This is a genomic window from Sagittula sp. MA-2, from assembly GCF_030126985.1.
In the GTDB taxonomy this organism is placed as follows: domain Bacteria; phylum Pseudomonadota; class Alphaproteobacteria; order Rhodobacterales; family Rhodobacteraceae; genus Sagittula.
Genome location: NZ_CP126145.1, coordinates 1,088,121 through 1,113,990, shown reverse-complemented (window position 1 = coordinate 1,113,990; position 25,870 = coordinate 1,088,121). Strand labels below are relative to the sequence as shown.

The window sequence follows — 25,870 nt, the reverse complement described above, 5'->3', positions numbered from 1 at the left end:
GGCGACGGATCATACCGCTTGACAGAACCGAAAACGCCGCCGCACCATCCGCCCAAAGCCCCTTTCCGGGCCCGCAAATGGTTTGACAATCGGCCCGTAAGTGCCTGATTTTCCGTGGTGGGTTTGACAGAAAATTCGCCCGTAACCGACTGATCTTCCATCCACAATTTGGGATTGAAGACCCTCGTGTCGGCGATTCGATTCCGCCACCGGGCAACATATTTTTTCAAACATCAATTATGAATGGACCGCTATCTGCAAGCGGCCGTTTTGATCGTCCTCCCGTTCGGACCGACATTCCCCAGAAGTACGTGGGTTTATTCCATACCCCCACTTGGCTTGCGGCCAATTGAAGAGGATCGGCGCACGTCACACGCCCGGCTTGGGCGGGGCTTTCGGGATGAAGAGGGCGCGGTCCGGTTTGATGTCCAGCAGCGGCGTGCCATCGAGGCAGTCGAGGCCGCGCACGGTGAGGGTGCCGTGCTCGATCCCGTCGAGGCGGACGATGGATGTGCCGATGGGATTGGGCCGGACTGGAGAGCGGAGCGCGAAGGTGCCTAAGGTCGTGCCGTCGGCGCGGGGCGACTGGGTGAGGAGGTCTCGCCTGGACCGGTCGAGCCAGTAGAGGACCTCGATCGTGGCGTAGGCCTCTAGGCCGGCGAGCGCCGGGTGCCAGGCCTCGTCCACGACGAGCGTGCATTCCGGCCCGTCTTCGCTGCCCTGCCGCGGACAATCGCGCCGGTCGGTCCAGGGCGTTCTGATGCGGCCGATGAAAGTCAGCCGGGCGTCGTCTGCCGGGGCATCAGCGACCGTCGCTTCCCCTGCGCGGATGTCCTTGTCGGTCATGCTCCCCCTCCCCCTGGTGCCACATCGCCGCGGCTCATGCTGGCGTGGGGCGCGGGGAAAGGCCAGAGCCGGAAAAGGGTTACTCTGCCGCGACGAGCGTGGCGGGATGCGACGCGGCCGCCATGGACTTCGGGTAGCGCACAAACAGGATCGCTGGACTGCGCACGCCTTCGGCGCGGATCGTGTCGGGCAGCGTGTCGAGCGTGCAGGCCACATGCCGCTCGGCCTCCGTGCTGACCGAGGCCACGATGTCCACCGGGCAGGCCCCGGGGGCACCGGCCTCCATGAGGTCGCGGCGCACCGCGCCGGCCTTCTCCACCGCCATGTAGAAGGCCACCGCCGTTCCCGGATGTGCAAGGCGCGCGCGCGCCGGATCGGCCTCGCCGGGTTGGCAGGTGCCGGTCGTGATGGCAAATGTGTCGATCTCTCCGCGCTCGGTCAGCGGTGTCTTCAGGCGGGCGGCGGCGGCAGAGGCGGCGGTGATGCCGGGGACGATCTCCACCTCGATGCCGGCGGCTTCGGCGGCGGCCAGCTCCTCCGCCGCGCGGCCGAAGACCGAAGGGTCGCCGGATTTCAGGCGGACGACGCGGCGCCCCTTACCGGCTTCGGCGACGATCAGCCGGTCGATGTGATCCTGCGGCCAGGCGCAGGCGCCCACCTCCTTGCCGACGTAGACCCGGTCGGCGTCGCGGCGGGCAAGCTCCAGCACCTCCGGATCGACCAGGCGGTCGTAGAAGATGACGTCGGCCTGCTGCAACCGCTGGACCGCGCGCAGGGTCAGCAGGTCGCGCGCGCCCGGGCCTGCACCGACCAGCGCGATGTGACCCCTGGCTTCGGGGGCGGCGCCTGCGTTCACGGCGTCCTTCAACAGGCGCGCGGCCTCACGTTCCCGCCCGTCGAGGTGGGCGCGGAAGGGTTCGCCATCGAAGGCCCATTCCCAGAAGCCGCGGCGGCGTTGCGGGGTGATACGTTCGGCGACCGCGCCGCGCAGGCGGCCCACCAGCGCCACGAAGGGTCCGAGGCGCGGCGGCAGCATTGTTTCGATGTCGGTCTTGATGCGGCGGCCCAGGACGGGGGCCGCGCCTTCGGTGCCTATGGCGACGACAACCGGATCGCGGTCGACGATGGAGGGCGTGAAGGCATCGCACATCTCGGGCCGGTCGACGACGTTGACCACCGCCCCGGCCGCCCGCGCGAGGCAGGCCAGCGAGGCGTCATGCGCGGGGCAGCCGGTGGCGATGAACGACAGCGCCGCGCCGTCGAAAGTGCGTGCGTCCGGGGCGGCCTCATGGCGCACCCGGCCAGAGGCGATGAGGCCGTCCAGCTCAGGATCTCCGATGGGGCCGGTGACGACGATCTCGGCCTCGGTCTTCAGCACGAGCCGGCATTTGCGAGCCGCCTCCTCTCCGCCGCCACAGATGACCACACGGCGTCCGTCCATGCGCAGGAACATCGGAAAATTCTTCATGTCCAGTCTCCAGACTTGTCTCCAGAACGCGAAAAGGCCGCCGACACGGTCACGACCCATGTCGTGACGCATCGAGCAGCCTTGCTCATTTCACCCGTTTTCGGGAACAGCGACGCCGTTGCCGCTGATCGAAGCCTTAACGGCGGCCCGCGATTCGGCGCAAGCCAAACATGCCGCGCTGCCGCATGTTTGCCTTTGCAGCCGTTGAGACGCCCAAAACAGCGGCATTTCGTGCGGGATTGGCGCCCACGAATGGCAAGGGGATCAGCCGGTGACGGTGCGCAGCAGGTCGAAGGAGGCCATGAGAAGGCCCTCCGCCTTCTCGGCGGGCAGATTGTGGAACTCCGGCGCGAAGGCCTCCATCGACACCGGGCCACTGTAGCCCGCCGCCTCCAGCGCCGAGAGCTGGCCCAGGTTGCCCATCCGGTCGTCCTCCGTCACCACGCCCCGGTCGCGGTCCGCGATGGTGACCAACGAGATGTCGGGATCGGTCACGCCCGAGACATGCACCATGCCGGTCCAGTCGGCGAAGATCTCCGTCTCGCCGGACAGGAAGTGGTGGAAGGTGTCGTGCACCAACTTGAAACGACCCGCGCCGCCCACCGCTTCGATGGCCTCGATGGCCTCGGCCTTTGTGCGCAGCGAGGACTGGACGAAGCCCAAAGGCTCCACCAGCGCGGTCATGTCGGCCTCTTCCAGAAGCGGCAGGATCTCCCTCAGGGCGGTCTTCACCGCGTCGAGATCGTCGAGCCCGGTGCCGTCGTTACGCGGGATCAGGCTGATGGTCTCGGCCTCAAGATCCTGCGCGATGGTGATGAGCGAGGCCACCTCCTGCGCTTTTGCATCGGACCAGTCGTTGAACATGCCGACCTGGCTCAGCCCGAAGATGCGCAGCCCCAGTGCCTGAGCCTCCTCGCAGACGGTTTCAGCGGTGAAGCCTTCGAACAGCGGGCGGCCCAGGTCGTTGCGGAATTCCACGCCCGCGCAGCCGGTGCGCTTCGCCAACATCAAAAGCGCCCTCCAGTCGAGGCGCGGCGTCGTCATGTGGTTGAGCGCAAGCTGCATCGGTCCCTCCCCTGCCGCGATCCGTGGCGCGGCACCATGGAGAGACGACCACGGCCCGGCGCGCCGCACAAGGGTTTCCGCTCAAGCGGCAGGCCTGACGATGCCGGAGGCGACCCAGGCATCGAAGGTTTCGAGCACCGCATCGGTGAAGGCGGTGTCGTTGATGTGGGCGCCCAGCTCGCGCAGTGTGACGTTCGGCGGGCAGGCCTTGCGGACCTCGTCGATGAAGGCAGCGAGCCCTTCGGCGTCATGCAGCGGTGCGCCCGGGCGATCCCATTCGTTGCCGCCTTGCAGGGGGAGGAAGAAGACCGTCTCGCCTTCGGCCTTCGCCAGCTTGGCGCAGAGGGCCTGCGCCACCTCCCTGCGCTGAGCGGCGTCCAGCAGGACGGAGGACAGGAGGCGGTTGTGGGCGTGGACTTCCTGATCCGCCAGCCGCGCGGGCGCCGCCTGCCAGCCGACGAAGTCCACGAGGTCGTAGCACCCCGGCGCCACCATCTGCGGCACGCCGCGCCGTCCGGCGTTGGTCATGCGGTCCGCTCCGGCGCTGATCGTCGAGCCCATGAGGTGGTTTCCCACCTCCTGCGGCGCGAAGTCCATGACGCAGGCAAAGGCGCCCTCGGCGGCCAGCGACTCGAAGGCGCGCCCGCCCATGCCGGTGGCGTGGAAGACGGCGACCTCGAAGCCGCGCGCCTCCAGCTCCGGCTTCAGGGCCACCATGTAGCGCAGCACGGTCTTGCCGAAGGAGGTCATGCCGATCAGCGGGCGGTCGCGGTCGGGGCGTTCAACGGCACGGGCGGCGCCCAGCACCGCGCCCGCGGCCTGCGACAGCGATGCCTTGCAGACTGAGTTCAGGCCATAGAGACCGCCCGCCCAGAGGATCATCTGGATGTCCGCCGCGAGCCGTTCCGCCGGAATCAGCGGCGAGAAGGAGACGGTCGAGACCACGTATTTCGGCACACCCAGCGGCAGTGCCGCGCAGACGTCCAGCGCGAGGTCCGTGCCCATGGTGCCGCCCAGCACGATCACCCCGTCGATCCGCCCTTCGGTATGGAGCCGGAGCGCCACGGCAGAGGCCCCCGCCGCCATGATCTGCATCGCGGCGTTTTCATCCTCCGTGGCGATGGCCGCTGCGATGGACGATCCGCCCGCTTCGGCCACATCGTGCTTCGAGACGTCGCAGGGGCGTTCGGGATCGCCCAGCACGCTCACGTCCATCGTCAGCACGCCGCCGCCCTGCCCCCGGATCACCCCGGCGATATAGTCCAGTTCGTCGTTCTTGGTGTCGTAGGTGCCCACGACGAGGATGGTGCGGTCCGGCGAGGCGTCGGTCATCTCAGGGCTCCAGCTTGATCCAGGCGGTCTTCAGGTCGAGGTACTTGTCGAAGGCGTGCAGGGACTTGTCGTGGCCGTTGCCGGATTGTTTCACCCCGCCCAGGGGCACGGTCAGGTCCGTGCCGCCGTAGGTGTTCACATGCACGACACCGGCCCGGATGCGGCGCACCATGCGATGCGCGCGTGACAGGTCGGAGGTCCAGACCGCCGCCGCCAGCCCGAAGTCGGTGCCGTTCGCCAGCGCCACCGCCTCCTCCTCAGTGTCAAAGGGCATGACGGCGAGGACCGGGCCGAAGACCTCTTCCTGCGCGAGCCGGTCGGTGGGCGCGACGCCGGTGACGATGGTCGGCTCCATGTAGTAGCCGCCCGTGTCTTCGAGGATGCGGCGCCCGCCCAGCACGGTGCGTCCCAGCCCGCGCGCCTCCTCGACGAAGGCGAGGTTCTGCTGGAGTTGCCGCAGCGAATTGACCGCGCCCGCGTTGGTCGCCGGGTCGAGCGGATCGCCGACCTTCATGCCCTGCGCCACATCGGCCAGCAGCGCCGTGAATTCTTCGGCGATGGTGCGTTCGACCAGCAGGCGGGAGCCCGCGACGCAGACCTGCCCGGCATTGCGGAAGATCCCGGCGGCAGAGACCTTGGCGGCCTCGCGCAGGTCCGGGGCGTCGGCGAAGACCACGTTCGGCGATTTGCCCCCGAGTTCGAGGTAGACGCGCTTCATGTTCGACCGGGCGGAGGCTTCGAGCAGGCGGCGCCCGGTGGGGCCCGAGCCGGTGAAGACCAGCACATCCACGTCCATGGAATGCGCCAGCGCGTCGCCGACCACGGCGCCCTCGCCGCAGACCACGTTCAGCACGCCCGGCGGCAGTCCGGCCTCCAGCGCCAGTTCCGCGATCCGCACCAGCGTGAGGGAGGCGGTTTCGGCGGGTTTGAGGACGACCGAACAGCCCGCCGCCAACGCCGGTCCCAGTTTCCACGCGCCGATCATCAGGGGGAAGTTCCACGGCACGATCGCGGCGACGACGCCCGCCGGTTCGCGGTGAACGAGGCCGAGGATGCCGTCGGCAGTCGGCGCAATCTCTCCGCCGATCTTGTCGATGGCTTCGGCGTAGTAGCGGATCGTGGCGGCGGCCGAGAGCGGCTCCGCCTTCAGTGCCATGCCGATTTCCGTCCCGTTGTCGCGCACGCCCAGGACAGCGAGGTCGAGCGCCTGCGCCTCGATCAGGTCGGCCCATTTCAGCAGGACCTTCTTTCGGTCGGCCGGGGCACGTCCCGCCCAGCGGCGGTCCTCGAAGGCGGCGCGCGCCGCGGTGACGGCGCGGGCGGCATCGTCCCGCGTGCCCTTGGCCATGGTGGTCAGGACGCGCCCGTCGAGCGGAGAGATCACCTCCATCTCGGCGCCATCGGAGGCAGCACAGGACGCGCCGTCGATGACGTGGCGCGCGGGCGGAACCTCTGCGGTTCTCAGCTCGGAAAGTCGTGACATGTCCATTGGTGCGCCCCTCGCTGGTTCATTATTCAAACCCGTGGTGGTGATATATTGAGCGGCGATGGCGGCAGCTGTCAATCCGGCCCTTTTCGCAAAGAAGACGATTGACAGGTTGCAGATCGCGTCTGATGATATTTTCATACCGATGGTTCAAATAATGATCCACAACACCAGGGAGACGACCATGAAATCCATCTTCACCGCCTCTGTCGCGGCGCTGGCTCTGACCGCCGGTGCGGCGCTGGCCGAGTATCCCGAGAAGCCGGTCACCTTCATCGTGCCGTGGCCCCCGGGCGACCTCGAGGACGTGCTGACCCGCATGATCGCCGAGGACTTCCAGGAGGAATACGGCGTCGCGGCTGCGGTCGTGAACAAGCCCGGCGGCGGCGGCGGCCCCTTCCCCGGCGCCATCGAGGTGGCGAACGCGCCCGCCGACGGCTACACCATCGGATCGTTTGTCCCGGCCGTCGCGCTGATCGGCCACGAGATCGACATCCCGGAACTGGCGCCGGAGAAGTTCGACCCCATCGGCATCTTCCTGACCTACCCCTTCGTGATCGCGGCAGGCGGCAACGCCCCCTACTCCAGCATGGAAGAACTGGCCGAGTACGCCAGGGAAAACGACGTGGTGCTGGGCCACTTCGGCGACGTGCTGACGCCGACGCAGGTGACCAAGGCGCTGGCCGCGAACATGGATTTCGAATGGGCCTCCGACGCGGCGTTCGACGCGCTGGACTGCAACACGCTGGCCTCCGGCGACGCGGACGTCATCAACACCACGCTGCAACTGGTCCTGCCCTGCCTCGACCAGGTGAAGGTGCTGGTGTCGATCACCGGCGAGCGCATCTCGAAGGTGCCCGACACGCCGACCATCGGCGAGGTGGACCCGTCGCTGAACATCTCGCTCTGGAACGGGCTGTTCGTCGGAAAGGACACGCCGCAGGACGTGCGCGACAAGATCGCAGCCGTTGCCGAGAAGACCGTGATGTCCGAGCGCGCGCAGAAGGTGGCCGAGGAAACCGGCGCGCTGGTCTACTGGAAGAACGCCGAGGAAAGCGCGGAGATCATCGCCAAGGACAAGGAGACGCTTGGCGCGATTTCCGAGGCGCTCGGCCAGTAACATCTGCCACCGGAGGGGCCGCGTGACGGCCCCTCCCTTCCCCACACCCGCTGGCAAGGGCCACCCATCGTGAGCACGGAATCCGAACTTCAGGCGCGCACCCGCGTCTCTGGCCAGATCGTCTTTATCGGCGCGGCGCTGCTGGTGTCGCTCGTGCTGCTGGTGCAGATCCCGACGCAGACCACATGGATCGAGGACGCCAAGAGCTTTGCCGCGCAGCCGCGCTTCTGGCCCGGGGTCGCCATCGTGACCATGGTCGTGACTTTCGGTCTGCACCTGTGGCTGATGAAACGCCGCCGCCCCATCGGCGCCGACTGGGCCGAAGCCAAGCGATGGCTCGAGCCGATGGAATACGCCGTCTGGTTCATGGTCTATGTCTTCGCCGTGCCGTGGATCGGCTTCCTGCCGATGAGCATCGCCTTCGCCGCTGCGCTGACGTGGCGGCTGGGATATCGCACCTCCTTGTACCTGTGGCTTGCCGTGGTCTTTGCCGTGGGGACCGTCCTGCTGTTCAAGGGGTTCCTCGGCGTGAAGATCCCCGGTGCCGCGCTATATGAACTGCTGCCGGACGCGCTCCGCAGCTTTGCCCTGCAGTACCTCTGATGGACGTGTTTTTCGCAGCCCTCGACGTTCTGGCCCGCTGGGACGTGATGCTGGCCCTGGTGGTCGGCTCCATCGGCGGTGTGGCCATCGGTGCGATCCCCGGCGTGGGCCCTGCCGTCGCCATCGCCATCCTTCTGCCCGCCACCTTCAGCATGGACCCGATCGTCGGCCTGACCATGCTGCTGGGCATCTATGGGTCGTCGATGTACGGCGGCGCGATCCCCGCGATCCTGATCAACACCCCGGGCACCGCGGTCAATGCGCTGACCACCTACGACGGCTTCCCGATGACCCTGCGCGGAGAGGGCCGCCGCGCCCTGTCGCTGGCCTATTCCGCAAGTTTCTTCGGCGGCATCTTCTCTGTCCTCTGCCTGATCCTGCTGTCGCCCGTGCTGGCAAAGGTCGCGCCGATGTTCGGCTCGCGCGAGATCTTCCTCGCTGCGCTTCTGGGGATCATCCTCGTGGTGACCGCGCACAAGGGCCAGATGCTGATCGCCGCGGCGCTGTCGGGTTTCGGCATCCTGCTGTCGACGGTGGGGCTGGAGCCGGTCAAGTACACCCGCCGCTTCACCTTCGAGCAGACATGGCTTGCCTCCGGCGTCGACCTGATCGTGGTGGTGCTGGGCCTTTTCGCGCTGAGCCAGGCCTTCCTCCTGCTGACCATGGACGACGAGAAGATCCGCATGCCCCGGTCGCGCGGCTCGCTGTTTCAGGGGTTCCGGGAGCTGATGCGGCATCCGCGCGTCGCCGGAATCTCCGCCTCTTTCGGGGTGCTGATGGGCATGATCCCCGGCGTGGGCGAATTCACCGCGCAGTTCATGTCCTACACCTCGGCCCGCAAGCTGTCGAAGTCGCCGGAGGCCTTCGGCCATGGATCGTCCGAAGGGCTGATCGCGTCGGAGACCGCGAACAACGCCGTGCCCGCCGCCGCGATGATCCCGCTCCTGGCGCTTGGCATCCCCGGAGAGGCGCTGACCGCCATGATGCTGTCGGTCTTCTACGTCCACAACGTGGTGCCGGGGCCGGGCCTGTTCCTCTACCAGATGGATTTCGTCGTGGCGCTCTACCTCGCGCTGCTGATCCTGAACGTGCTGGTGGTGGCCTTCCTGCTGGTCTCGACCGGGGCGCTGGTGAAGCTGACGCAGATCCCCAACCGCTTCCTCGGCATGTGCATCCTGCTCCTGTCCTTCGTCGGCGTCTACTCGATCCGCAACTCGGCGGTCGACTGCGCCATCGCCGCCGTCTTCGGCCTGTTCGGCTACGTGCTGAAGCGGCTGAACCTGCCCATTGTGCCCATCGTGCTGGGCATGGTGCTGGGCAACATCATGGAGGTGAAGCTGCGCGCCGCGATGAACCGGGTGAACACGCCGTGGGACTTCATCGACCGGCCCATTGCCTTCGTGCTTTTCGCGGTGATCGTGCTGATTGTCGTCAGCACGATCTGGAAGACGTGGCGCGACTGGCGGCCGGTGGACCGCCGCAGCCTGGCCCGCAAGTCGTCGGCCCGCTTCGCGAAACGCATCTCGGGGCGCAAGATCCGCCACTTCGACGACCGCCTGAAAATCCAACGCAGAAAGCGCACCTATGACCATCTGGGTTCCTGAAGACGACGGGCACGCCGATCTCGGCTCCCACGATTCCTTTGCGGACGGCGCGCCGTACAACACCTTCGCCCGCATGCGGTCCGAGGCGCCGTGTGCCTGGTCGGACTTCGCGCATGGCAAGGGCTACTGGTCGATCACGCGGCACGAGGACGTGGTGCAGATGATCCGCGACACGGAGACCTTCACCTCCGCCCGCGGCATCCGGATGGAGGACCAGACCCACGAGGAATACATGGCCCGCCGCACCTTCCAGGAGACGGACGGGCGCGAGCACCGCAAGGTCCGCATGAAGGTGGCCAAGGCATTCTCCGCCCCCGTGGTGGCAGGCTTCGAAGGGCAAATCCGCGACCTTTGCGGGCCGATCCTCGACCGCGCGCTGGAGATGGGCACCTTCGACGCCACGCGCGAGATCGCCCGCGAACTGCCGATGCGGATGCTGGGCCAGATCCTCGGCACACCCGAAGTGGACCTGCCCTGGCTGGTCGAGAAGGGCGATGCGCTGATGGCCAATTCGGACCCCGACTTCACCGAGCATGTGGTCGACCGGATGGACACCGACGCCTACCGGATGATGCCGTTCAACTCCCCCGCCGGGGCGGAACTGTACGAATATGCCCGTGACCTGATGGACCGGAAGAACGCCGCCGGGGACACGGACGGCGTGCTGCACATGGTCCTTCAGCCCGACGAGAACGGCGAGACGATTTCGGAAACCGAGTTCCGCAACTTCTTCTGCCTGCTGGTGGCGGCGGGCAACGACACCACCCGCTATTCCATCGCCGCGGGCATACAGGCGCTGGCCCGTCAGCCCGGCTTGCTGCAGCAGTTCCAGTCCGGCGAGGTCTGGGTCACCGGCACCGACGAGATCGTCCGATGGGCCTCCCCCGCCACCTACTTCCGCCGCACCGCGACGAAAGACGTGGAAGTGCACGGCCAGACCATCCGCGCGGGCGACAAGGTACTCTACTGGTTCGCCTCCGCCAACCGCGACGACACGGTGTTCGACGATCCCTACCGGCTCGACCTGACACGCAAGCCCAACAGGCAACTTGCCTGGGGCCAGGGCGGCCCGCATGTCTGCCTCGGGATGCACCTCGCCCGGCTGGAGGTGCGCGTGCTGTTCCAGGAGCTCTGCGCCCGTATCAAGGCCATCGCCCCCGCCGGGCCGGAAGCGTTCGTCCGATCCAACTTCGTCAACGGTATCAAACGTCTGCCCGTGACAGTAACCCCGGCCTAGGGCACCGGCCCCATGCCTGCTGCTTCGCCACCTGAGGACAGTTCGTGTCCTACCGCTTCGCTACCTGAGGACAGGTTCCTTGTCCTACCGCTTCGCTACTTGAGGACAGGTTCGTGTCCTACCCGCTTCGCTACTTGAGGACAGGTTCCATGTCCTACCGCTTCGCTACTTGAGGACCATATGCAAGACCGCCTGCGCGCCATGTTCTGCGACCACCTCTCGATCTGCCGGGGGAAGTATCTGCCGGGATCGAAGATCGGCGACGAAAGCAGCCGTTTCGCCCGCGCGACCTTTGGCGTGCACTATGACCGCGACCTGCTGCTGGACGCGCCGCACGCCAGGGTGCGCGAGGGGATGCCCGACATGGAACTGCGCTGGCAGGCCTCCGACATCCGCGAGGGGTGGGAACCGTCGACCCGCGTGGTTCTGGGCGACCTCTACGACGAGGACGGCCCCCTGCCCCTCTGCCCCCGCGGCGCGCTGAAACGCGCCATCGCGGAGTGGGAGAAGCTGGGCCTCAAACCAAAGCTCGGGATCGAGCTGGAGGCCTTCGCCCTCCAGGGAGACGAGACCGGACGCCTGCGGCCCTACGATGCGCCGGGCGGCGTGGTCTACGGCACCGGCCCCTTCGCCGATCCGATGCACATCAACGACATGATCTGGGCCAAGGCCGAGGCGCTCGGGTTCCGGCTGGACATGATCACCGCCGAATATGACAGCCCGCAGTATGAATACACGCTGACCTTTGACGACGCGCTGAAGGCGGTGGACGATATCGTGCTGTTCCGCCAGATGGCCCGCGAAATTGCGCTGAACCACGGCGTCGTGCTGACCTTCCTGCCGAAGCCCATCCCCGAACTGGGCGGTTCGGGGATGCACATCAACTTCTCCTTCGCCGACGAGGGCGGCCGGAACGCGCTGTCGACCGGGCCGAAAGGCGGCCCCGACCACCTGAACGACCTGTCGCGCGGCTGCCTTGCCGGGCTGGTGCGCCACCACAAGGGGCTGGCCGCGCTGGTGGCGCCGACGACCGGCAGCTACCTGCGCCTGCAACCCGGCGCCATGTCGGGCTACTGGCGGAACTGGGGTGGCGATCATCGCGGCGTGACCACGCGCATCTCGACCGAGGGCGGCGCCAAGGCGCGGCTGGAACACCGGATGGCCGATGCCTCCGCCAACCCCTACACCGCCGCCGCCGCCGTGCTTCAAGCCGCGCGTCTGGGGGTAGAAGGCAAGTACGACCTGCCGCCGATGGAGACGGGCGACGGCTTCGACCGCATCGATGCCAAGGAGAGCACCGCGCAGAACCTGCGGCAAGCTGTGCGCGACCTGTCCGCCGACACCGCGCTGGCAGAGGCCGTGGGACCGGAGCTTTGCGCGCATCAGGTCTTCATGAAGGAGCGTGAGTTCCGAAAGACCCGCGACCTTGAACCGAACGCCCTTCTCGATTTCTACGTGTGGTTCGTGTGATGCACATCGCCATCCTCATAACCAACACCGATTTCAGCGACTTCGCCGCGGCCCGCCCCGACGACGGCGAGAAGTTCGCGACACTGCTGGGCACCGCCCGACCGGACTGGCGGTTCTCTCCTTCTTGGGTGTGCAAGGACGACTTTCCCGAGGACGTGTCGGCGTTCGACGGGCTGGTGATCACCGGAAGCCCGGCCAGCGTGACGGAGGATGCCCCGTGGATGTTGCGCCTGAAGAAGCTGGTGCTGGCGGCCATCGACCGGCGGCAAAAGGTGTACGGCGCCTGTTTCGGCCACCAGTTGATCGCGCGCGCGCTCGGCGCCCGGATCGTCCGCAATCCGGGTGGCTGGGGGCATGGCCTTTTGCCGCTGCACCGTGTCACACCGATGCCATGGGCCATCGGTCCGGAGCAGATGCGGTTCTACGGCTCGCACATCGAGCAGGTGGCCGAGGCGCCCAAAGGCACTGACATCGTGTACGAGGGCGACGGTCTGCCGGTGGCCGGGCTGATGATGTGCGATCACCTGTTCACTGTGCAGCACCACCCGGAAATGTCGCACGGGTTCATCTGCGATCTGGTGGAGGAATACGCGGACGTGGTCGGCCCCGAGGTCACGGCACGCGCCCGGCAGAGCCTTCACGAACCGGCCGACCGGAGCTTCATCGGCGAGGAGATCGCCCGCTTCTTCGAGTGGGGGCGCTGATGGGCACGATCACCAAGGCGCTGGACCTGCTGAACCATTTCACCGCCGCGCGGGCGGAGATCGGGCTGGGCGAGTTCGCCCGCCTCGCCGGGCGCGACAAGGCGACGGTGCACCGTCACCTGACCGAACTGACGGAGAACGGGTTCCTTGAACAGCATCCCGTCACGCGCGCCTACCGGCTCGGTCCTGCGCTCTTGCGGCTGGCCGGGGTGCGCGAGGCCGCCTTCCCGGTGCGCAAGCTGCTCCGGCCCATCGTGTCGGCGCTGGCGGAAGCGACGGGAGAGCTGGCCCACGCCTCGATCCTGCAGGGCGACGCGTTGTCGACGGTGGTTCATGCCGATCCCCACCTGCATGGCATCCAGGTCCATTTCGACGAGGCCGAGGTGCTGCCGCTGCACGCCACCTCCTCCGGGCTGGCGGTGCTGGCCTTCGGTCCGGAAGATCTGCGCGCGCGCGTCCTGTCGCGGCCGCTGACCCATCACACCGGCAAGACGGTCACCGATCCGGCCCGCCTGAAGGCCATGATCGAAGAGGTCCGGCAAAGCGGGCTCGCCCAGTCGGACGGCACCTTCGACGCGGAGGTCGCCTCTCAGGGGGTGCCGATCTATGGCGAGGGCGGACGGGTGATCGGCGCGCTGTCAGTCGCTGTTCCGGCAGTCCGCGCCCACCCCGAGCGCCTTGTGGAAATCGCTGACAAACTGCGCCATGCCGCCCGCGACGCCTCGCGCTCGCTGGGCGGGGCATGGCCCGAGACACATGACACACGCCGGCCCACACCGGCGGAACGATAAGAGGCCCCCGATGAAAGACAGCAACTTCCTCAAGGAAAACAACGCGCGCCACCTGTGGCACCCGATGGCACATCCCGCCGACAGCCTTGCCAACCCGCCGGACATCATCGTCGGCGGCGAAGGGGTGGAGATCACCGATGTCGACGGCTTCCGCTCTGTCGATGCGGTGGGGGGCCTCTGGAACGTGAACCTCGGCTATTCCTGCCAGCCGGTGAAGGACGCCATTACCGAGCAACTCGACCGGCTGCCGTACTACTCGATCTTCCGGGGCACATCGAACGACGCGGTGATCGAGCTGTCGTGGATGCTGAAGGAGTTCTTTGCGCCCGACGGGCTGAGCCGCGCCTTCTTCACCTCCGGCGGGTCGGATTCGGTCGAGGTGTCGCTGCGCCTCGCCCGGCAGTACCACAAGCTGCGCGGAGAGGCCGGGCGGACCAAGTTCCTGAGCCTCAAGAAGGGCTACCACGGCACGCATACGCTGGGCGCCTCGGTCAACGGCAACGCGAACTTCCGCACGCAGTACGAACCGCTGATGGCGGGCTGTTTCCACATCCCTGCGCCCTACACATACCGCAACCCGTTCAACGAGACCGACCCGGAGCGGCTGGCGCAGATGTGCCTTGCCGCGCTGGAGGACGAGATCGCCTTCCAGGGCGCTGGCACCATCGCCGCCTTCATCATGGAGCCGGTGCTGGGCGCAGGCGGGGTCATCCCGCCGCACGCAAGTTTCATGCGCGGCGTGCGCGAGATCTGCGACCGCAACGGCATCCTCCTGATCGCGGACGAGGTCATCACCGCCTTCGGACGCACCGGCGACTGGACGGGCTCGCGCCATTGGGGCGTGCAGCCCGACATGGCCTGCACCGCAAAGGCGATCACCAACGGCTACTTCCCTTTCGGCGCCGTCATGCTGTCGGACAAGATCGTGGAGGTGTTCGAATCCGACACCTCCGGCAAGGGCTCCATCGGGTCTGGCTACACCTACTCCGGCCATCCGGTCGGCGCGGCGGCGGCCATCGCCTGCCTGAAGGAAACGGAGCGTCTGTCGGTCAAGGACAACGCGGCAGCCCGGGGGGCGCAGCTTTTCGAGGGGCTGAACGCGCTGAAGGAGAAGTTCGAGCTGATCGGCGACGTGCGCGGCGGGCATGGCCTGATGTGCGCGCTCGAGCTGGTGTCTGACCGCGCCTCCAAGACCGCGATCGACAAGAAGACCATCGGCCGGATCCACCGTGCCACCTACGAGGCAGGCGCGATGGTGCGGGTTTCCGGGCCGAATATCATCCTCTCGCCGCCGCTGATCCTGACGGCCGCGCATGTGGACACGATCCTCTCGGCGCTCGACGCCGGGTTCGCCTCGGTCGCATGACCCTTTGGCGCGTCCCGCAACCGGGGCGCGCCGCGGCAGGGATCAGGCCGCCTTCAGCGCGGTGATGACGCCGCGCATCTCGGCCATGCCCCGCATGCGCCCGATCAGCGGATAGCCGGGGAAATTGTCGCGGGTGAGGTCGTCGAGCAGGTCGTGACCATGATCGGGCCGCCACGGGATATTGGCATCCGCGCGGCCCTCTGCCCGCCTGCGCGCCTCCTCGTCCAGCAGGACGCGCGCCAGCGCCACCATGTCGGTGTCGCCTTCCAGGTGCGCCGCCTCCTCGAACGACCCGTCGGGTTCCTTCCGGACGTTGCGCAGGTGGGCGAAGTGGATGCGGTCGGCGTGGGTCCGGGCGATGGCGACCGGATCGTTGGCAGGCCCCGCCCCCAGCGAACCGGAGCAGAGCGTCAGGCCGTTGGCAACGCTGTCGACCGCGCCCATGACCCAAGCCACGTCCTCGGCGCCCGAGACGACCCGCGGCAGGCCTAGGATGTTGCGCGGCGGATCGTCCGGGTGCACGCAGAGCCGCACGCCAAGCTCTTCGGCGGTGGGCACCACCTCTTCGAGGAACCGTTTGAAGTTCGCGCGGATGTCGTCGCGGGTCATCCCGTCGTAACGCGCCAGCGCCGCGCGGAGCTGTTCGATGTCGTAGCGATCGTAGGCGCCCGGCAGGCCGCACATGATCGCGTTCAGCAGCGCGGCACGGTCGTCTTCGGAAGATTCCGCATGCCATGCCGCCGCCTTCATCACGACCTCGGCGGAATAGTCTTCCTCTGCCGCCGCGCGGCCCAGCATGTGCAGCTCGAACGCCGCCATCTTCACCGCGTCGAAGCGCAGGCAGGTCCCGCCCGAGGCCACCGGTGCGGCAAGGTCCGTCCGGGTCCAGTCGATGAGCGGCATGAAGTTGTAGCAGATCGTGGTGACGCCCTCAGCGGCGAGGTTGGCCATCGACTGACGGTAGTTCGCGAACAGCGTCCCGAGATCGCCGGTGCCCAGCTTGATGTCTTCGTGCAGCGGCAGGCTTTCGCAGACGACCCAATCCATGCCCGCCGCGCGGATGCGGGACGTGCGTTCGGCGACCGCCTCCCGCGACCACACTTCGCCATAGGGGATCTCGTGCAGCGCGGTCACGATGCCGGATGCGCCTGTCTGGAGGATCTGGTTCAGCGAGATCGTGTCGAGATCCCCATACCACCGCCAGCTTTCGATCATGTCGTTCTCTTCCCTGCCAACCCGCCACCCGCGTGGCACGGGATTCTGGTATACCATTCGCCGCGATTTGCAAACGCCGGGTGAAAAAGGGCGGGTCCGCGCGCCGAAATCAACCTTACGTCAACTTTTGCCCGACAACCCTTCCATTACCGCGCCCGTCATTGCAGTTTGCCGCAAAGGCACGGCGACGGTCGCCGGCCACGCAGCGAAGAAGGTCTTGCCCCCAGATGCGCGCGTTCTGTCTCTTTGTCCTGCTGCTTGCGGGTCCCGTTGCCGCGCGGAGCGTGACCGACAGCGCAGGGCGCGTCGTCGAGATCCCTGACGAGGTGCAGACGGTCTTTGCCGCCGGTCCGACCGCAGCGGTGCTCACCTATATCGTGAAGCCCGACACCCTGCCCGGCTGGCCGCGCGCCCTGCGTCCCGAGGAACGGACCTACATCGCCGCGCCCTACCGCGACCTGCCGGAGACCGGGCGGCTCACCGGACGCGGCGGTGAGGCCAACCTCGAACGGGTGCTGTCCCTCCGGCCCGACCTGATCATCGACTTCGGCTCCGTCCTCGACACCTACATCGATCTCGCGGACCGGGTTCAGGAACAGACGGGCATTCCCTACATCCTCGTCGATGGCCGGTTCGAGGCAACGCCGGACGCGCTGCGCCTCGTCGGGGACATCCTCGGCGTGCCCGACCGCGGAGCGACGCTGGCCGCAGATGTCGAGGACACCTTTGCCCGGATCGACGCGATCCTGTCCGGCATCCCCGAAGAGGACCGGCCGCGCGTCTACCTGGCGCGGGGACCGGACGGGCTGGAGACCGGGATGAAAGGCTCCATCAACACCGAGATCATCGAGCGCGCCGGGGGCCGCAACGTGGCCGACGACGGCGGTGCGACACGCGGGCTGGTGAACGCCTCGATGGAGCAGGTCATCGTCGCCAATCCGGACACCATCGTCACCTGGGACGACACTTTCTATCCAGGCGTCTTCGACGATCCGCTGTGGGCCGGGATCGACGCGGTGCAGAGCGGGCGCGTGTACCTTTCGCCGGTCGAGCCCTTTGGCTGGATCGATGGCCCGCCCTCCGTCAACCGGATGATCGGGCTGATCTGGATGGCGGGGCTGCTGTATCCGGATCAATGGACGTCGGACCTGCGCGACGACACGCGCGCGTTCTACCGGCGCTACTATCACGTGGACCTCGACGAGGACGAACTGGACAGGCTTCTGGAATGGACGGACGGGCGACCCCCGAGGTAGGCAACCCGCCAAGGGACCGCGCGGCACGCATCCTGACGGGGGCGACGCTGACCGGCGTGCTGATCGCGCTGGTCTGCGCGACGGCCTTTGGCGCGATCATGATCGGCCCCTACGCCCTTTCCCCGGGCGAGGTGCTGGCCACGCTCGCGGGCCGGGGGGACACGCAATCCACCATCGTGGTCTGGAGGATCCGCCTGCCGCGCGTCGCCGCAGCCCTTATGGTCGGCGCGGCGCTGGCGGCGGCGGGGGCCAGTTACCAGGCGCTGTTCCGCAACCCGCTGGTGTCGCCGGACATCCTCGGAGTATCCGCCGGAGCCGGGCTGGGCGCCGTCGCAGGGATCTTCCTGTCGCTGCCGGTCGCCGCGATCCAGGGCTCGGCCTTCGTCGGCGGCATGGTCGCGGTAGGTATCGTCATGCTCGTGGCCTCGGCGGTGCGCGGTACGGACCGGACCCTTTCGCTTGTGCTGATCGGCGTGGTGATCGGCGCGCTGGCAGGGGCGGTGACCTCGCTTCTGAAGGTCATGGCGGACCCCTACGACCAGCTTCCTGCGATAACCTTCTGGCTGCTGGGATCGCTGGCGGCGACCACCTCCGACGATATCATGCCCGCGCTGCCCCTCGTCCTGCTCGGTCTGGTGCCACTGTGGCTGTTGCGCTGGCGGATCAACGTGCTCTCCCTCGGCGACGAGGAGGCCCGGTCGCTCGGCATCGACGCCGGCCGCACCCGGTTCCTCGTCATCACCGCAGCCACACTTGTCACCGCAAGCGTGACCGCGCTGGCGGGCGTGGTCGGATGGGTCGGGCTGGTGATCCCGCACATCGCCAGGATGATTGCCGGACCGGGGTTCGGCAGGCTGCTGCCCACATCGGTGCTGATCGGCGCACTCTACCTGCTGGTGGTGGACACCGCTGCCCGCTCCCTTGCCGCCGCAGAGATCCCGCTTGGCATCCTCACCGCCGTCATCGGCGCGCCATTCTTCGTCTGGCTCCTCGCCCGCGGGCGGCGGGGCTGGTCCTGATGCTGGTCGCACGCGATCTGTCCATCGGGTACGGACAGCAGGTGATCGGCTCCGGCCTCGGCCTCACAGTGGAGCCGGGCGACGTGCTGTGCCTGCTCGGTCCCAACGGCTGCGGGAAAACGACGCTGTTCCGCACGCTTCTGGGATTGCTGCCGCCACTCTCGGGCGAAGTCCTGCTTTCCGGCAAGCCCATCACCGCGCAGCGCCGGGCCGAGGTCGCGCGGCAGATCTCCTACGTGCCGCAGGCACACGCCCCGCCCTTCCCGTTCGAGGCGCTGGATGTCGTGCTGATGGGCCGGACCGCGCGCCTCGGCGCCTTCGGCCAGCCCTCCCGCACCGACCGGGACGCGGCCTTTGCCGCCATGGTGCAACTGGGGATCGGAAACCTCGCCACTGCCGACTACTCCCGCCTGTCCGGCGGCCAGCGGCAACTGGTGCTGATCGCCCGCGCGCTTGCGCAGGAGGCGCCGCTGATGGTCATGGACGAACCGACTGCCAGCCTCGACTTCGGCAACGAGGCGCAGGTGCTGGCGCGGATTTCGGCGCTGGCCCGCGCCGCTGCGCATGGCGGTCATGGTGTCGTTCTGTCCACCCACAACCCCGACCACGCCTTCCAGCTTGGCGCACGCGTCCTGTTGATGAAGGCCGGGCAACGGGTGGCTGAAGGCCCCTGCGACGAGGTGCTGACCACTCAGACCCTGAGCGCGGTCTACGGCATCGGTGTCTCGGTCGAGACCACGCCTTCGGGCCGCAAGGTCTGCCTGCCGGGCCTGCCCGCGGCACCTTCCGGCGGCGCGCGGCGTGTGGGGGATGCGGGCCTGTGACGCCCTGACGATGCGATCTGACGTTGACGAGTTTACATGGCGGCAGACATGCTGCATCGATTGCTCAATCGATTGAGCGGCCCGATCAGGCGCGCCGGAGATGATCAAGCCCTCAAGCGAAACCGGCCTCATGTCCTGCAGCGGGGTGTCTCGGGCGTGGCGCGCCGGGCCTGACTTGGAGGAGGAACCGGATGTCCCAGACACGAAATCGCGCCGCCTGCGCAGCGGCAAGGACAGGTCAAGGCTCGGGCGGATTTAATGCGTGGTGCGGGAAGGAACTGGCCTGCGGTTGGCCACACGGCTCAGGCGGCTCGGACATGACGATGACACGGCACATGGCTTTCCCGCCCGAAAGAGAGGTTGACTGAGATGAAACACCTGATCGGTATCGACGTGGGCACAGGATCGGCGCGGGCCGGGGTCTTTGAAGAGACGGGCGTCCTGAAAGGGTCCGCCATGCAGGACATCGCGATCTGGAAAGGCGACGGCAACCGGGTCGAACAATCCTCCGACGACATCTGGTCCGCCGTCTGCCAGGCCGTGCGCGGGGCGATCGCCGCCTCCGCCGTGGACCCGGCCAGCGTGGCGGGCATCGGCTTCGATGCCACCTGTTCGCTGGTGATCCTCGGCCAAGGCGGCGTGCCGCTGCCGGTCGGCGAAGATCGCAACATCATCGTCTGGATGGATCACCGCGCCACCGGACAGGCGGAGCGGATCAACGCGCTTGGCCATCCGGTGCTGGACTACGTGGGCGGCGTGATCTCGCCCGAGATGGAGACGCCCAAGCTCCTCTGGTTGAAGGAGAACGCGCCCGACATCTACGACGTTGCTTGGCAGTTCATGGATCTCACCGACTTCCTGACGTGGAAGGCGTCGGGCGATCTGGCCCGGTCTGTCTGCACCGTCACCTGCAAGTGGACCTACCTCGCCCACGAGAACCGCTGGGACACGAGTTATTTCGAGAAGGTCGGGCTGGGCGATCTGAGCCGCGACGACTTCTTCCGGATCGGCAGCCGGGTGGTGCCCGCCGGGACAGCGCTGGGCCATGGTTTGACCGCCGAGGCCGCCGAAAGCATGGGCCTGCCAGAGAACACACCGGTCGGCGCCGGGCTGATCGACGCGCATGCCGGGGGTCTGGGAACGGTCGGAACGGCGGGCGATCCGACGCGCGACCTTGGCTACGTCTTCGGCACCTCGTCCTGCACGATGACGACAACCGTCGAGCCTGCGTTCGTGCCCGGGGTCTGGGGGCCTTACCATTCGGCGATGGTCCCGGGCATGTGGCTGAACGAAGGCGGCCAATCGGCGGCGGGTGCTGCGGTGGACCAGCTGATCGAGCATCACCCTTTCGCGCCGGAGGCCCACCGGCAGGCCAAGGCGGCAGGACAATCTCTGCCCGCGTGGCTTGCGGATCGTGTGGGGGGCCGGGACGTGACCCAACTGGCCGCCGGGGTCCATGTTGTCCCCGAAGTTCTGGGCAACCGCGCGCCTCATGCCGACCCGCACCGGCGCGCCACCGTCATGGGGCTTGGCATGGATCGCGGGCCGGAGAGCCTGCTGGCGCTCTACCTCGCCACGTTGTGCGGACTGGGCTACGGGTTGCGCCAGATCATCGCCGCGCAGGCCGCCGCCGGTGCCGGGGTGGACCGGATCGCGGTGAGCGGCGGCGCGGGACGGCATCCGCTGGTCAGACAGATCCTCGCCGATACGACCGGCAAACCGGTGGTGGCGCCCGAGACAGACGAACCCGTTCTGCTGGGGGCCGCGATGCTGGGGGCGCTGGCGTCTGGTCTGCGGACGGACGCGGGCGACGCGATGCGCACCATGTCGCGCGCCGGTGTCATCAACCATCCCGATGCGGAAGCAGTCCGGCGCCACGAAGGCAGATATGCCATCTTCGAGGCGCTTCAGGATGTGGCCGCACGGGCGAAGGCCTAGACACCTTGCGCCGGGGCGGCCGACAAACAGCCGCCCCCAAGCGCGTCGGGTCAGTTTGCGTGCAGGACCCTGCTTCTCTGCTCCCCCAGCCCCGCGATGCCGAGCGACACGGTCTCTCCGCCCTTCAGGTAGCGCGGCGGGGTCTTGCCCATGCCGACGCCCGGGGGCGTGCCGGTGGAGATCACGTCGCCGGGCTGGAGGCTCATGAAGCGGCTGCAATAGGCGACCAGATGGGGAACCTTGAAGATCAGCGTGGCAGTGCTGCCCGACTGCATCCGTTCGCCGTCGACGTCGAGCCACATGTCGAGCGCATCGACATCGCCCACCTCGTCGGGCGTGACGAGCCATGGGCCGGTCGGTCCGAAGGTGTCACAGCCCTTGCCCTTGTCCCAAGACCCCGCGCGATGCAGCTGGAAGTCACGCTCTGACACGTCGTTGATGACGCAGAACCCGGCGACATGATCCATCGCGTCGGCCTCCTCGATGTAGACGCCGGGCGCGCCGATCACCACGCCAAGCTCGACCTCCCAGTCGGTCTTTTCCGAGCCGCGCGGAACCTGGATCGGGTCGTTCGGCCCGCAGATGGCAGAGGTCCACTTGTTGAAGATGATCGGCTCTTCCGGGATGGGCATGCCGGATTCGGCAGCGTGATCGGCGTAGTTGAGGCCGATGCAGATGAACTTGCCGATAGCCCCGACACAAGGACCGAGGCGCAGGTCGTCCTGCGGCGTGCCCTCGACCCGCCGCAGGCTGGACGGATCGAGATTGCGCAGCGCGGCAAGGCCTTCGGGGCGCAGCACGTCGCCGGAGATGTCCGCCACCACGCCGGAGAGGTCGCGCACATGGCCATCGCTGTCCAGAAGCCCGGGTTTCTCGGCCCCGGGCGGGCCGTAGCGCAGAAGTTTCATGTCTGGTCCTTTCCTTGATGTCCGGCGAGGGCACAGCCCGGGTTGCGGACCAGCCAAGGCCGGAGCGTGCTGTTCACGCCACCTCCTGGCCAATGCCGGAGATCGCCTGGATCAGGCTGTCCTCGGTCACTTCCTCGGAGGTGAAGGTGCGCATGATGCGGCCGGAGTACATGGCGACGATCCGGTCGGAGACATGCAAGACCTCCGGCATTTCTGAACTGATGACCATGACGGCATAGCCCTGCGCCGCCAGTTCGCGCAGCAGCTTGTGGATCTCCGACTTGGAGCCGACGTCGATGCCGCGCGTGGGCTCGTCCACGATCAGCACCTCCGGGTGCATCGAGAGCCACTTGCCGATCACGATCTTCTGCTGGTTGCCGCCCGACAGGTTGCCGACCTTCTGTTTCCAGCCCGGCGTGCGGATGTCGAGCCGGTCGCGGTACTGGTCGAAAATCGCCACCTCGGCCCCTTCGGCCATGAACGGCCCGGTCCTCAGGTCGTCGACCTGCGGCAGGGTCATGTTGTCCCGGCAGTTCATGCCAAGCACCAACCCCTGCCCCTTGCGGTCCTCGGGGACGAGGGAGATGCCCTTTGCGATGGCGTCCGTCGGGCTGTGGATGCTGACCTCCTTGCCCGCCAGCCGGATCTGCCCGGCAGAGGGGGTGCGCAGGCCGAAGAGCGTTTCCGCGATCTCGGTCCGCCCGGCGCCGACCAGACCATAGAAGCCCACGACCTCACCACGCCGGATCTCGAACGACACATCCTTGTAGAGCTTGCCGCAGGACAGGCCCCGCACCTCCAGCGCGACCTCTCCCAGTTCGTGGTGCGCGGCGTTGCGGCTGAGGTCGAGCTTGCGGCCGATCATCATCTGCGTCACCGCCTCCTCCGTGGTCTCGGCGGTGTTGACCGTGCCCTGGTACTGGCCGTCGCGCAGGATGGAGATACGGTCGGTGATACGGAAAATCTCCTCCATGCGATGGGAGATGTAGATAACCCCCACCCCGTCACGCTTCAGGTCGGCGATCACGTCGAACAGGACGACCTTCTCCGCATCGGTCAGAGAGGCCGTGGGCTCGTCGAAGATCACCGCCTTGGCGTCCACGGTCAGGGCGCGGGCGATCTCCACCATCTGCTGGTTGGCGATCGACAGGTCGCCAACCCGGGTGCGCGCGTCGAAGCCCACGTTCAGCTTGCCGAGGATCGCGTCGGTCTTCTTCGTGAGCGTCGCCCAGTCGACCCGGCCGAAGCTCTTTCGCGGCAGTTCTCCGAGGTAGATGTTCTCGGCCACGCTCAGTTCCTCGGCGAGGCTGAGCTCCTGGTGGATGAAGACGATGCCCTTGGCCTTCGCCTCAAGCGGGCCGGCCATGACGACCTTTTGGTCGCCCATGTAGATCGCGCCTTCGGTGGGCTGGTGGATGCCGCCGAGCACTTTCATCAGGGTCGACTTGCCGGCCCCGTTCTCGCCCATGAGGGCGTGAACTTCGCCAGGCATGACGGAGAGCGACACCCCGTCCAGCGCCCGGACGCCGGGGAAGGTCTTGACGATGTCTTCGAGACGCAGAACCGGTTGTGTCATACCCTCAGCTCCTCTTTGCCCTTGATGTTCAACTGCCGGTCGAGGAACAGAACCGCGATCAGGATCAGACCGATCACAAGGTTTACCGTTGAAGTATCTGCCCCGATGTGGCCCAGCCCCTTGCGCAGAAGCTGGATCGCGATGACCCCGCCGAAGGTGCCGATGACGTTGCCTGCCCCGCCGGTGATCTTGGTGCCGCCCAGCACGACCGCTGTGATGACCCAGAGCTCGTAGAGCTGCCCGTCGTTGGGGTTCACCGACCCGCTTTCCGAGTAGAAGACCACCGCCGACAGTGCGGCGAGGAAGCCGATGATCGCGAAGTTGATCATCATGTGCGGGCCGACGCGGATGCCCGCATTCACCGCTGCCTCGCGGTTGTCGCCGATGGCATAGGCGTTGCGGCCATGCACCGTGCGCGCCATGAGGAACCACATCACCAGCGTGACGCCCAGCAGGAACCACGTCGCGGTCGCCAGCCCGAGGAACTCTGCCTCGGCGAAGTCCACCAGCGTCCAGTTGAGGTGGCTTGTCGGGTTCTCTCCGTTGAACATGAAGACGATGCCCCGGTAGCCCAGCATGGATCCCAGCGTGACGATGAAGGCATCGACGCCGGTCTTCCAGACGATCAGCCCGTTCAGAGCGCCAAGCAGGGTACCGACCGTCAGGGCCAGCAGCCACGCCACCGGGATCACCCAGTCGCCGAGGCCCGCGAAGATCGGCCAGGTCATGGATTCGAGCAGGATGATCGCCGCGATGGCGAAGGTGGCGCCGACCGACAGGTCGATGTTGCCGTTCACCATGACGATGGTCATGCCCATGGCGATGATGCCGATGGGCGCCGACTGCTTGAACAGCAGCAGCATGTTCTCGAGGTCCATGAACGCCTTGTCGGAGACCGAGAGGTATTCGCCCGCGATGCTGAAGAACAGCAGTTCCAGCAGGATGAAGCCCCAGATCGCGCCGCCCTTGAGCGCTGCGGAGAAATTGACCTTTTGCATTGCCGTGCCTCCCTTACGCGATCATGGACCAGAGCTTGCCGCGCTTGGCCGCAATATCCAGCCAGACCGCGAGGATGATGATGATCCAGGTGACGACGAACTGGACGTAGAACTGCAAGCCCACGAGCAGCAGCCCGTTCTGGATGAAGCCGAGGATCAGCACCCCGATCACGGTCTTGAAGATCGTGCCCGACCCGCCCAGCAGCGACGCCCCGCCAAGGATCACCGCGGCCAGCACCTCGAGTTCCAGCCCCTGCCCCACGGTGTTCTGCGACCCGAGCGAGCGGCTGGCCTGGATAAGGCCTGCGGTGGCGACGCAGCCCGCCGAGATCAGGTAGCAGGTGAAGACGGTGCGCGCCCTGCGGATGCCCGAGAAGGTCGCCGCCGTGCCGTTGCCGCCCACCGCGTAGACCTTGCGCCCGAAGGGCGTCCGCGCCAGCGCCAGCCCGAGGAACGCGGCCAGTGCCACGAAGATCAGGATCGGGACGGGAATGCCAAGCGCCGTGCCCTGCCCGAAGACGGAGAACCAGGTGCCCTCCTTGTCGGCGATGTCCATGTTCTGGCCGCCGGAATAGGTCAGCGTCAGACCGTGGATCGCCGACAGCATCCCCAGCGTCACGATCAGCGAGTTGAGCCTGAGATAGCCGACCAGGAACCCGATGAAGGCGCCCAGGCATAGGGTCATGGCGAACATCAGCGGAATGGCCAGCGCGGGACCGACCTTGTCGTGGAGGTCGAGCACCACGATGGTCGAGAAGGACATCATCGATCCGACCGACAGGTCGAGGTTGCCGCTGATGACGACAAACGTCACGCCAAGTGCCATCACACCCAGGATCGCGGACGACCGCACGACGCTGAAGACGTTGTCGACGGAAATGAACTTCGGATTGGCGATGGTGAAGGCGATCATGAACAGCGCGAAGGCGATCAGGATACCCTGTTTCGCCAGAACGCTGCCGATCTCCCTTTTGTCGAAAACTGCCATGATCCCCTCCCTGAAATCGCAGGCCTGCGTATGGTATCGAACGTGTGGTCGGTGGG

General features: G+C 67.1%; 22 protein-coding genes. 12 read left to right on the top strand and 10 right to left on the bottom strand.

What is annotated here, in order from left to right:
* Positions 1-369 precede the first annotated feature (369 nt).
* From tsaA to QNI11_RS05560, 5 genes are all read right to left on the bottom strand, one after another.
* A complete protein-coding gene (gene tsaA / locus QNI11_RS05580) occupies positions 370-846 on the bottom strand; it encodes a tRNA (N6-threonylcarbamoyladenosine(37)-N6)-methyltransferase TrmO (RefSeq protein WP_283982637.1) in 477 nt (158 codons plus the stop codon).
* A gap of 79 nt (positions 847-925) precedes the next feature.
* Positions 926-2,314, bottom strand: coding sequence for a siroheme synthase CysG (gene cysG / locus QNI11_RS05575; protein ID WP_283982636.1), 1,389 nt, complete (start codon positions 2,312-2,314; stop codon positions 926-928).
* 264 nt (positions 2,315-2,578) lie between these two features.
* Positions 2,579-3,379 carry a TIM barrel protein gene (locus QNI11_RS05570; RefSeq protein WP_283982635.1) on the bottom strand — a complete coding sequence of 267 codons (801 nt, stop codon included), beginning with the start codon at positions 3,377-3,379 and terminating at the stop codon, positions 2,579-2,581.
* Between the two features lie 81 nt (positions 3,380-3,460).
* Positions 3,461-4,711 carry a Tm-1-like ATP-binding domain-containing protein gene (locus QNI11_RS05565; RefSeq protein WP_283982634.1) on the bottom strand — a complete coding sequence of 417 codons (1,251 nt, stop codon included), beginning with the start codon at positions 4,709-4,711 and terminating at the stop codon, positions 3,461-3,463.
* Position 4,712: 1 nt separating this feature from the next.
* Positions 4,713-6,200 (bottom strand): aldehyde dehydrogenase, encoded by a 1,488-nt coding sequence (locus QNI11_RS05560; RefSeq protein ID WP_283982633.1) that lies wholly within the window; start codon positions 6,198-6,200, stop codon positions 4,713-4,715.
* Positions 6,201-6,381: 181 nt separating this feature from the next.
* Here QNI11_RS05560 and QNI11_RS05555 point away from each other — a divergent pair, with 181 nt between their 5' ends.
* The 8 genes from QNI11_RS05555 to QNI11_RS05520 all read left to right on the top strand — a co-directional run bounded on the left by QNI11_RS05555 (position 6,382) and on the right by QNI11_RS05520 (position 15,092).
* Entirely contained in the window at positions 6,382-7,317 is a 936-nt protein-coding gene (locus QNI11_RS05555; RefSeq protein ID WP_100927412.1) for a tripartite tricarboxylate transporter substrate binding protein, read from the top strand.
* A gap of 69 nt (positions 7,318-7,386) precedes the next feature.
* Positions 7,387-7,920, top strand: coding sequence for a tripartite tricarboxylate transporter TctB family protein (locus tag QNI11_RS05550; RefSeq protein WP_283982632.1), 534 nt, complete (start codon positions 7,387-7,389; stop codon positions 7,918-7,920).
* The gene (locus QNI11_RS05545) at positions 7,920-9,524 is read left to right on the top strand and encodes a tripartite tricarboxylate transporter permease (RefSeq protein ID WP_283982631.1); all 1,605 of its coding nucleotides are present in this window, start codon (positions 7,920-7,922) and stop codon (positions 9,522-9,524) included. The genes QNI11_RS05550 and QNI11_RS05545 overlap by 1 nt, the downstream gene beginning before the upstream one ends.
* Positions 9,505-10,761 carry a cytochrome P450 gene (locus tag QNI11_RS05540; RefSeq protein ID WP_283982630.1) on the top strand — a complete coding sequence of 419 codons (1,257 nt, stop codon included), beginning with the start codon at positions 9,505-9,507 and terminating at the stop codon, positions 10,759-10,761. The genes QNI11_RS05545 and QNI11_RS05540 overlap by 20 nt, the downstream gene beginning before the upstream one ends.
* A 180-nt stretch (positions 10,762-10,941) precedes the next feature.
* A complete protein-coding gene (locus QNI11_RS05535) occupies positions 10,942-12,231 on the top strand; it encodes a glutamine synthetase family protein (RefSeq protein ID WP_283982629.1) in 1,290 nt (429 codons plus the stop codon).
* Positions 12,231-12,935: a type 1 glutamine amidotransferase gene (locus QNI11_RS05530; RefSeq protein WP_100927417.1), complete on the top strand. Its 705-nt coding sequence runs from the start codon at positions 12,231-12,233 to the stop codon at positions 12,933-12,935. Before QNI11_RS05535 ends, QNI11_RS05530 begins: the two co-directional genes overlap by 1 nt.
* The gene (locus tag QNI11_RS05525; protein ID WP_283982627.1) at positions 12,935-13,726 is read left to right on the top strand and encodes an IclR family transcriptional regulator; all 792 of its coding nucleotides are present in this window, start codon (positions 12,935-12,937) and stop codon (positions 13,724-13,726) included. The genes QNI11_RS05530 and QNI11_RS05525 overlap by 1 nt, the downstream gene beginning before the upstream one ends.
* Before the next feature lie 10 nt (positions 13,727-13,736).
* Positions 13,737-15,092 (top strand): aspartate aminotransferase family protein, encoded by a 1,356-nt coding sequence (locus QNI11_RS05520; protein ID WP_283982626.1) that lies wholly within the window; start codon positions 13,737-13,739, stop codon positions 15,090-15,092.
* Between the two features lie 42 nt (positions 15,093-15,134).
* On the opposite strand, the gene uxuA is transcribed toward QNI11_RS05520, so the two are convergent.
* A complete protein-coding gene (gene uxuA, locus QNI11_RS05515) occupies positions 15,135-16,307 on the bottom strand; it encodes a mannonate dehydratase (RefSeq protein ID WP_283982625.1) in 1,173 nt (390 codons plus the stop codon).
* Between the two features lie 227 nt (positions 16,308-16,534).
* Here uxuA and QNI11_RS05510 point away from each other — a divergent pair, with 227 nt between their 5' ends.
* The 4 genes from QNI11_RS05510 (at position 16,535) to QNI11_RS05495 (ending at position 21,344) form a co-directional block, all read left to right on the top strand.
* On the top strand, positions 16,535-17,563 hold the full coding sequence (locus tag QNI11_RS05510; protein ID WP_283982624.1) for an iron ABC transporter substrate-binding protein: 1,029 nt from the start codon (positions 16,535-16,537) through the stop codon (positions 17,561-17,563).
* Positions 17,536-18,582 carry an iron ABC transporter permease gene (locus QNI11_RS05505; RefSeq protein WP_283982623.1) on the top strand — a complete coding sequence of 349 codons (1,047 nt, stop codon included), beginning with the start codon at positions 17,536-17,538 and terminating at the stop codon, positions 18,580-18,582. The genes QNI11_RS05510 and QNI11_RS05505 overlap by 28 nt, the downstream gene beginning before the upstream one ends.
* On the top strand, positions 18,582-19,406 hold the full coding sequence (locus QNI11_RS05500) for an ABC transporter ATP-binding protein (protein ID WP_283982622.1): 825 nt from the start codon (positions 18,582-18,584) through the stop codon (positions 19,404-19,406). Before QNI11_RS05505 ends, QNI11_RS05500 begins: the two co-directional genes overlap by 1 nt.
* Positions 19,407-19,775: 369 nt before the next feature.
* Positions 19,776-21,344: an FGGY-family carbohydrate kinase gene (locus QNI11_RS05495; protein WP_283982621.1), complete on the top strand. Its 1,569-nt coding sequence runs from the start codon at positions 19,776-19,778 to the stop codon at positions 21,342-21,344.
* Positions 21,345-21,394: 50 nt separating this feature from the next.
* Here the strand turns inward: QNI11_RS05495 and QNI11_RS05490 are convergent, their stop codons facing one another.
* The 4 genes from QNI11_RS05490 to QNI11_RS05475 all read right to left on the bottom strand — a co-directional run bounded on the left by QNI11_RS05490 (position 21,395) and on the right by QNI11_RS05475 (position 25,814).
* Positions 21,395-22,252: a fumarylacetoacetate hydrolase family protein gene (locus QNI11_RS05490; RefSeq protein WP_283982620.1), complete on the bottom strand. Its 858-nt coding sequence runs from the start codon at positions 22,250-22,252 to the stop codon at positions 21,395-21,397.
* A 73-nt stretch (positions 22,253-22,325) separates the two neighbouring features.
* Positions 22,326-23,828, bottom strand: coding sequence for a sugar ABC transporter ATP-binding protein (locus QNI11_RS05485; RefSeq protein ID WP_283982619.1), 1,503 nt, complete (start codon positions 23,826-23,828; stop codon positions 22,326-22,328).
* Entirely contained in the window at positions 23,825-24,826 is a 1,002-nt protein-coding gene (locus QNI11_RS05480) for an ABC transporter permease (RefSeq protein WP_283982618.1), read from the bottom strand. The genes QNI11_RS05485 and QNI11_RS05480 overlap by 4 nt, the downstream gene beginning before the upstream one ends.
* Before the next feature lie 13 nt (positions 24,827-24,839).
* Positions 24,840-25,814 (bottom strand): ABC transporter permease, encoded by a 975-nt coding sequence (locus QNI11_RS05475; RefSeq protein ID WP_283982617.1) that lies wholly within the window; start codon positions 25,812-25,814, stop codon positions 24,840-24,842.
* Positions 25,815-25,870: the final 56 nt, after the last annotated feature.

Bases quoted from the DNA above. Each gene is read 5' to 3' on its own strand.
- QNI11_RS05535 (WP_283982629.1), top strand. From the start codon at position 10,942: ATGCAAGACCGCCTGCGCGCCATGTTCTGCGACCACCTCTCGATCTGC.
- QNI11_RS05560 (WP_283982633.1), bottom strand. From the start codon at position 6,200: ATGGACATGTCACGACTTTCCGAGCTGAGAACCGCAGAGGTTCCGCCC.
- QNI11_RS05480 (WP_283982618.1), bottom strand. From the start codon at position 24,826: ATGCAAAAGGTCAATTTCTCCGCAGCGCTCAAGGGCGGCGCGATCTGG.
- uxuA (WP_283982625.1), bottom strand. From the start codon at position 16,307: ATGATCGAAAGCTGGCGGTGGTATGGGGATCTCGACACGATCTCGCTG.
- QNI11_RS05545 (WP_283982631.1), top strand. From the start codon at position 7,920: ATGGACGTGTTTTTCGCAGCCCTCGACGTTCTGGCCCGCTGGGACGTG.
- cysG (WP_283982636.1), bottom strand. From the start codon at position 2,314: ATGAAGAATTTTCCGATGTTCCTGCGCATGGACGGACGCCGTGTGGTC.
- QNI11_RS05505 (WP_283982623.1), top strand. From the start codon at position 17,536: ATGGACGGACGGGCGACCCCCGAGGTAGGCAACCCGCCAAGGGACCGC.
- QNI11_RS05570 (WP_283982635.1), bottom strand. From the start codon at position 3,379: ATGCAGCTTGCGCTCAACCACATGACGACGCCGCGCCTCGACTGGAGG.
- QNI11_RS05495 (WP_283982621.1), top strand. From the start codon at position 19,776: ATGAAACACCTGATCGGTATCGACGTGGGCACAGGATCGGCGCGGGCC.
- QNI11_RS05555 (WP_100927412.1), top strand. From the start codon at position 6,382: ATGAAATCCATCTTCACCGCCTCTGTCGCGGCGCTGGCTCTGACCGCC.
- tsaA (WP_283982637.1), bottom strand. From the start codon at position 846: ATGACCGACAAGGACATCCGCGCAGGGGAAGCGACGGTCGCTGATGCC.
- QNI11_RS05520 (WP_283982626.1), top strand. From the start codon at position 13,737: ATGAAAGACAGCAACTTCCTCAAGGAAAACAACGCGCGCCACCTGTGG.
- QNI11_RS05565 (WP_283982634.1), bottom strand. From the start codon at position 4,711: ATGACCGACGCCTCGCCGGACCGCACCATCCTCGTCGTGGGCACCTAC.
- QNI11_RS05485 (WP_283982619.1), bottom strand. From the start codon at position 23,828: ATGACACAACCGGTTCTGCGTCTCGAAGACATCGTCAAGACCTTCCCC.
- QNI11_RS05475 (WP_283982617.1), bottom strand. From the start codon at position 25,814: ATGGCAGTTTTCGACAAAAGGGAGATCGGCAGCGTTCTGGCGAAACAG.
- QNI11_RS05525 (WP_283982627.1), top strand. From the start codon at position 12,935: ATGGGCACGATCACCAAGGCGCTGGACCTGCTGAACCATTTCACCGCC.
- QNI11_RS05540 (WP_283982630.1), top strand. From the start codon at position 9,505: ATGACCATCTGGGTTCCTGAAGACGACGGGCACGCCGATCTCGGCTCC.
- QNI11_RS05490 (WP_283982620.1), bottom strand. From the start codon at position 22,252: ATGAAACTTCTGCGCTACGGCCCGCCCGGGGCCGAGAAACCCGGGCTT.
- QNI11_RS05510 (WP_283982624.1), top strand. From the start codon at position 16,535: ATGCGCGCGTTCTGTCTCTTTGTCCTGCTGCTTGCGGGTCCCGTTGCC.
- QNI11_RS05500 (WP_283982622.1), top strand. From the start codon at position 18,582: ATGCTGGTCGCACGCGATCTGTCCATCGGGTACGGACAGCAGGTGATC.
- QNI11_RS05530 (WP_100927417.1), top strand. From the start codon at position 12,231: ATGCACATCGCCATCCTCATAACCAACACCGATTTCAGCGACTTCGCC.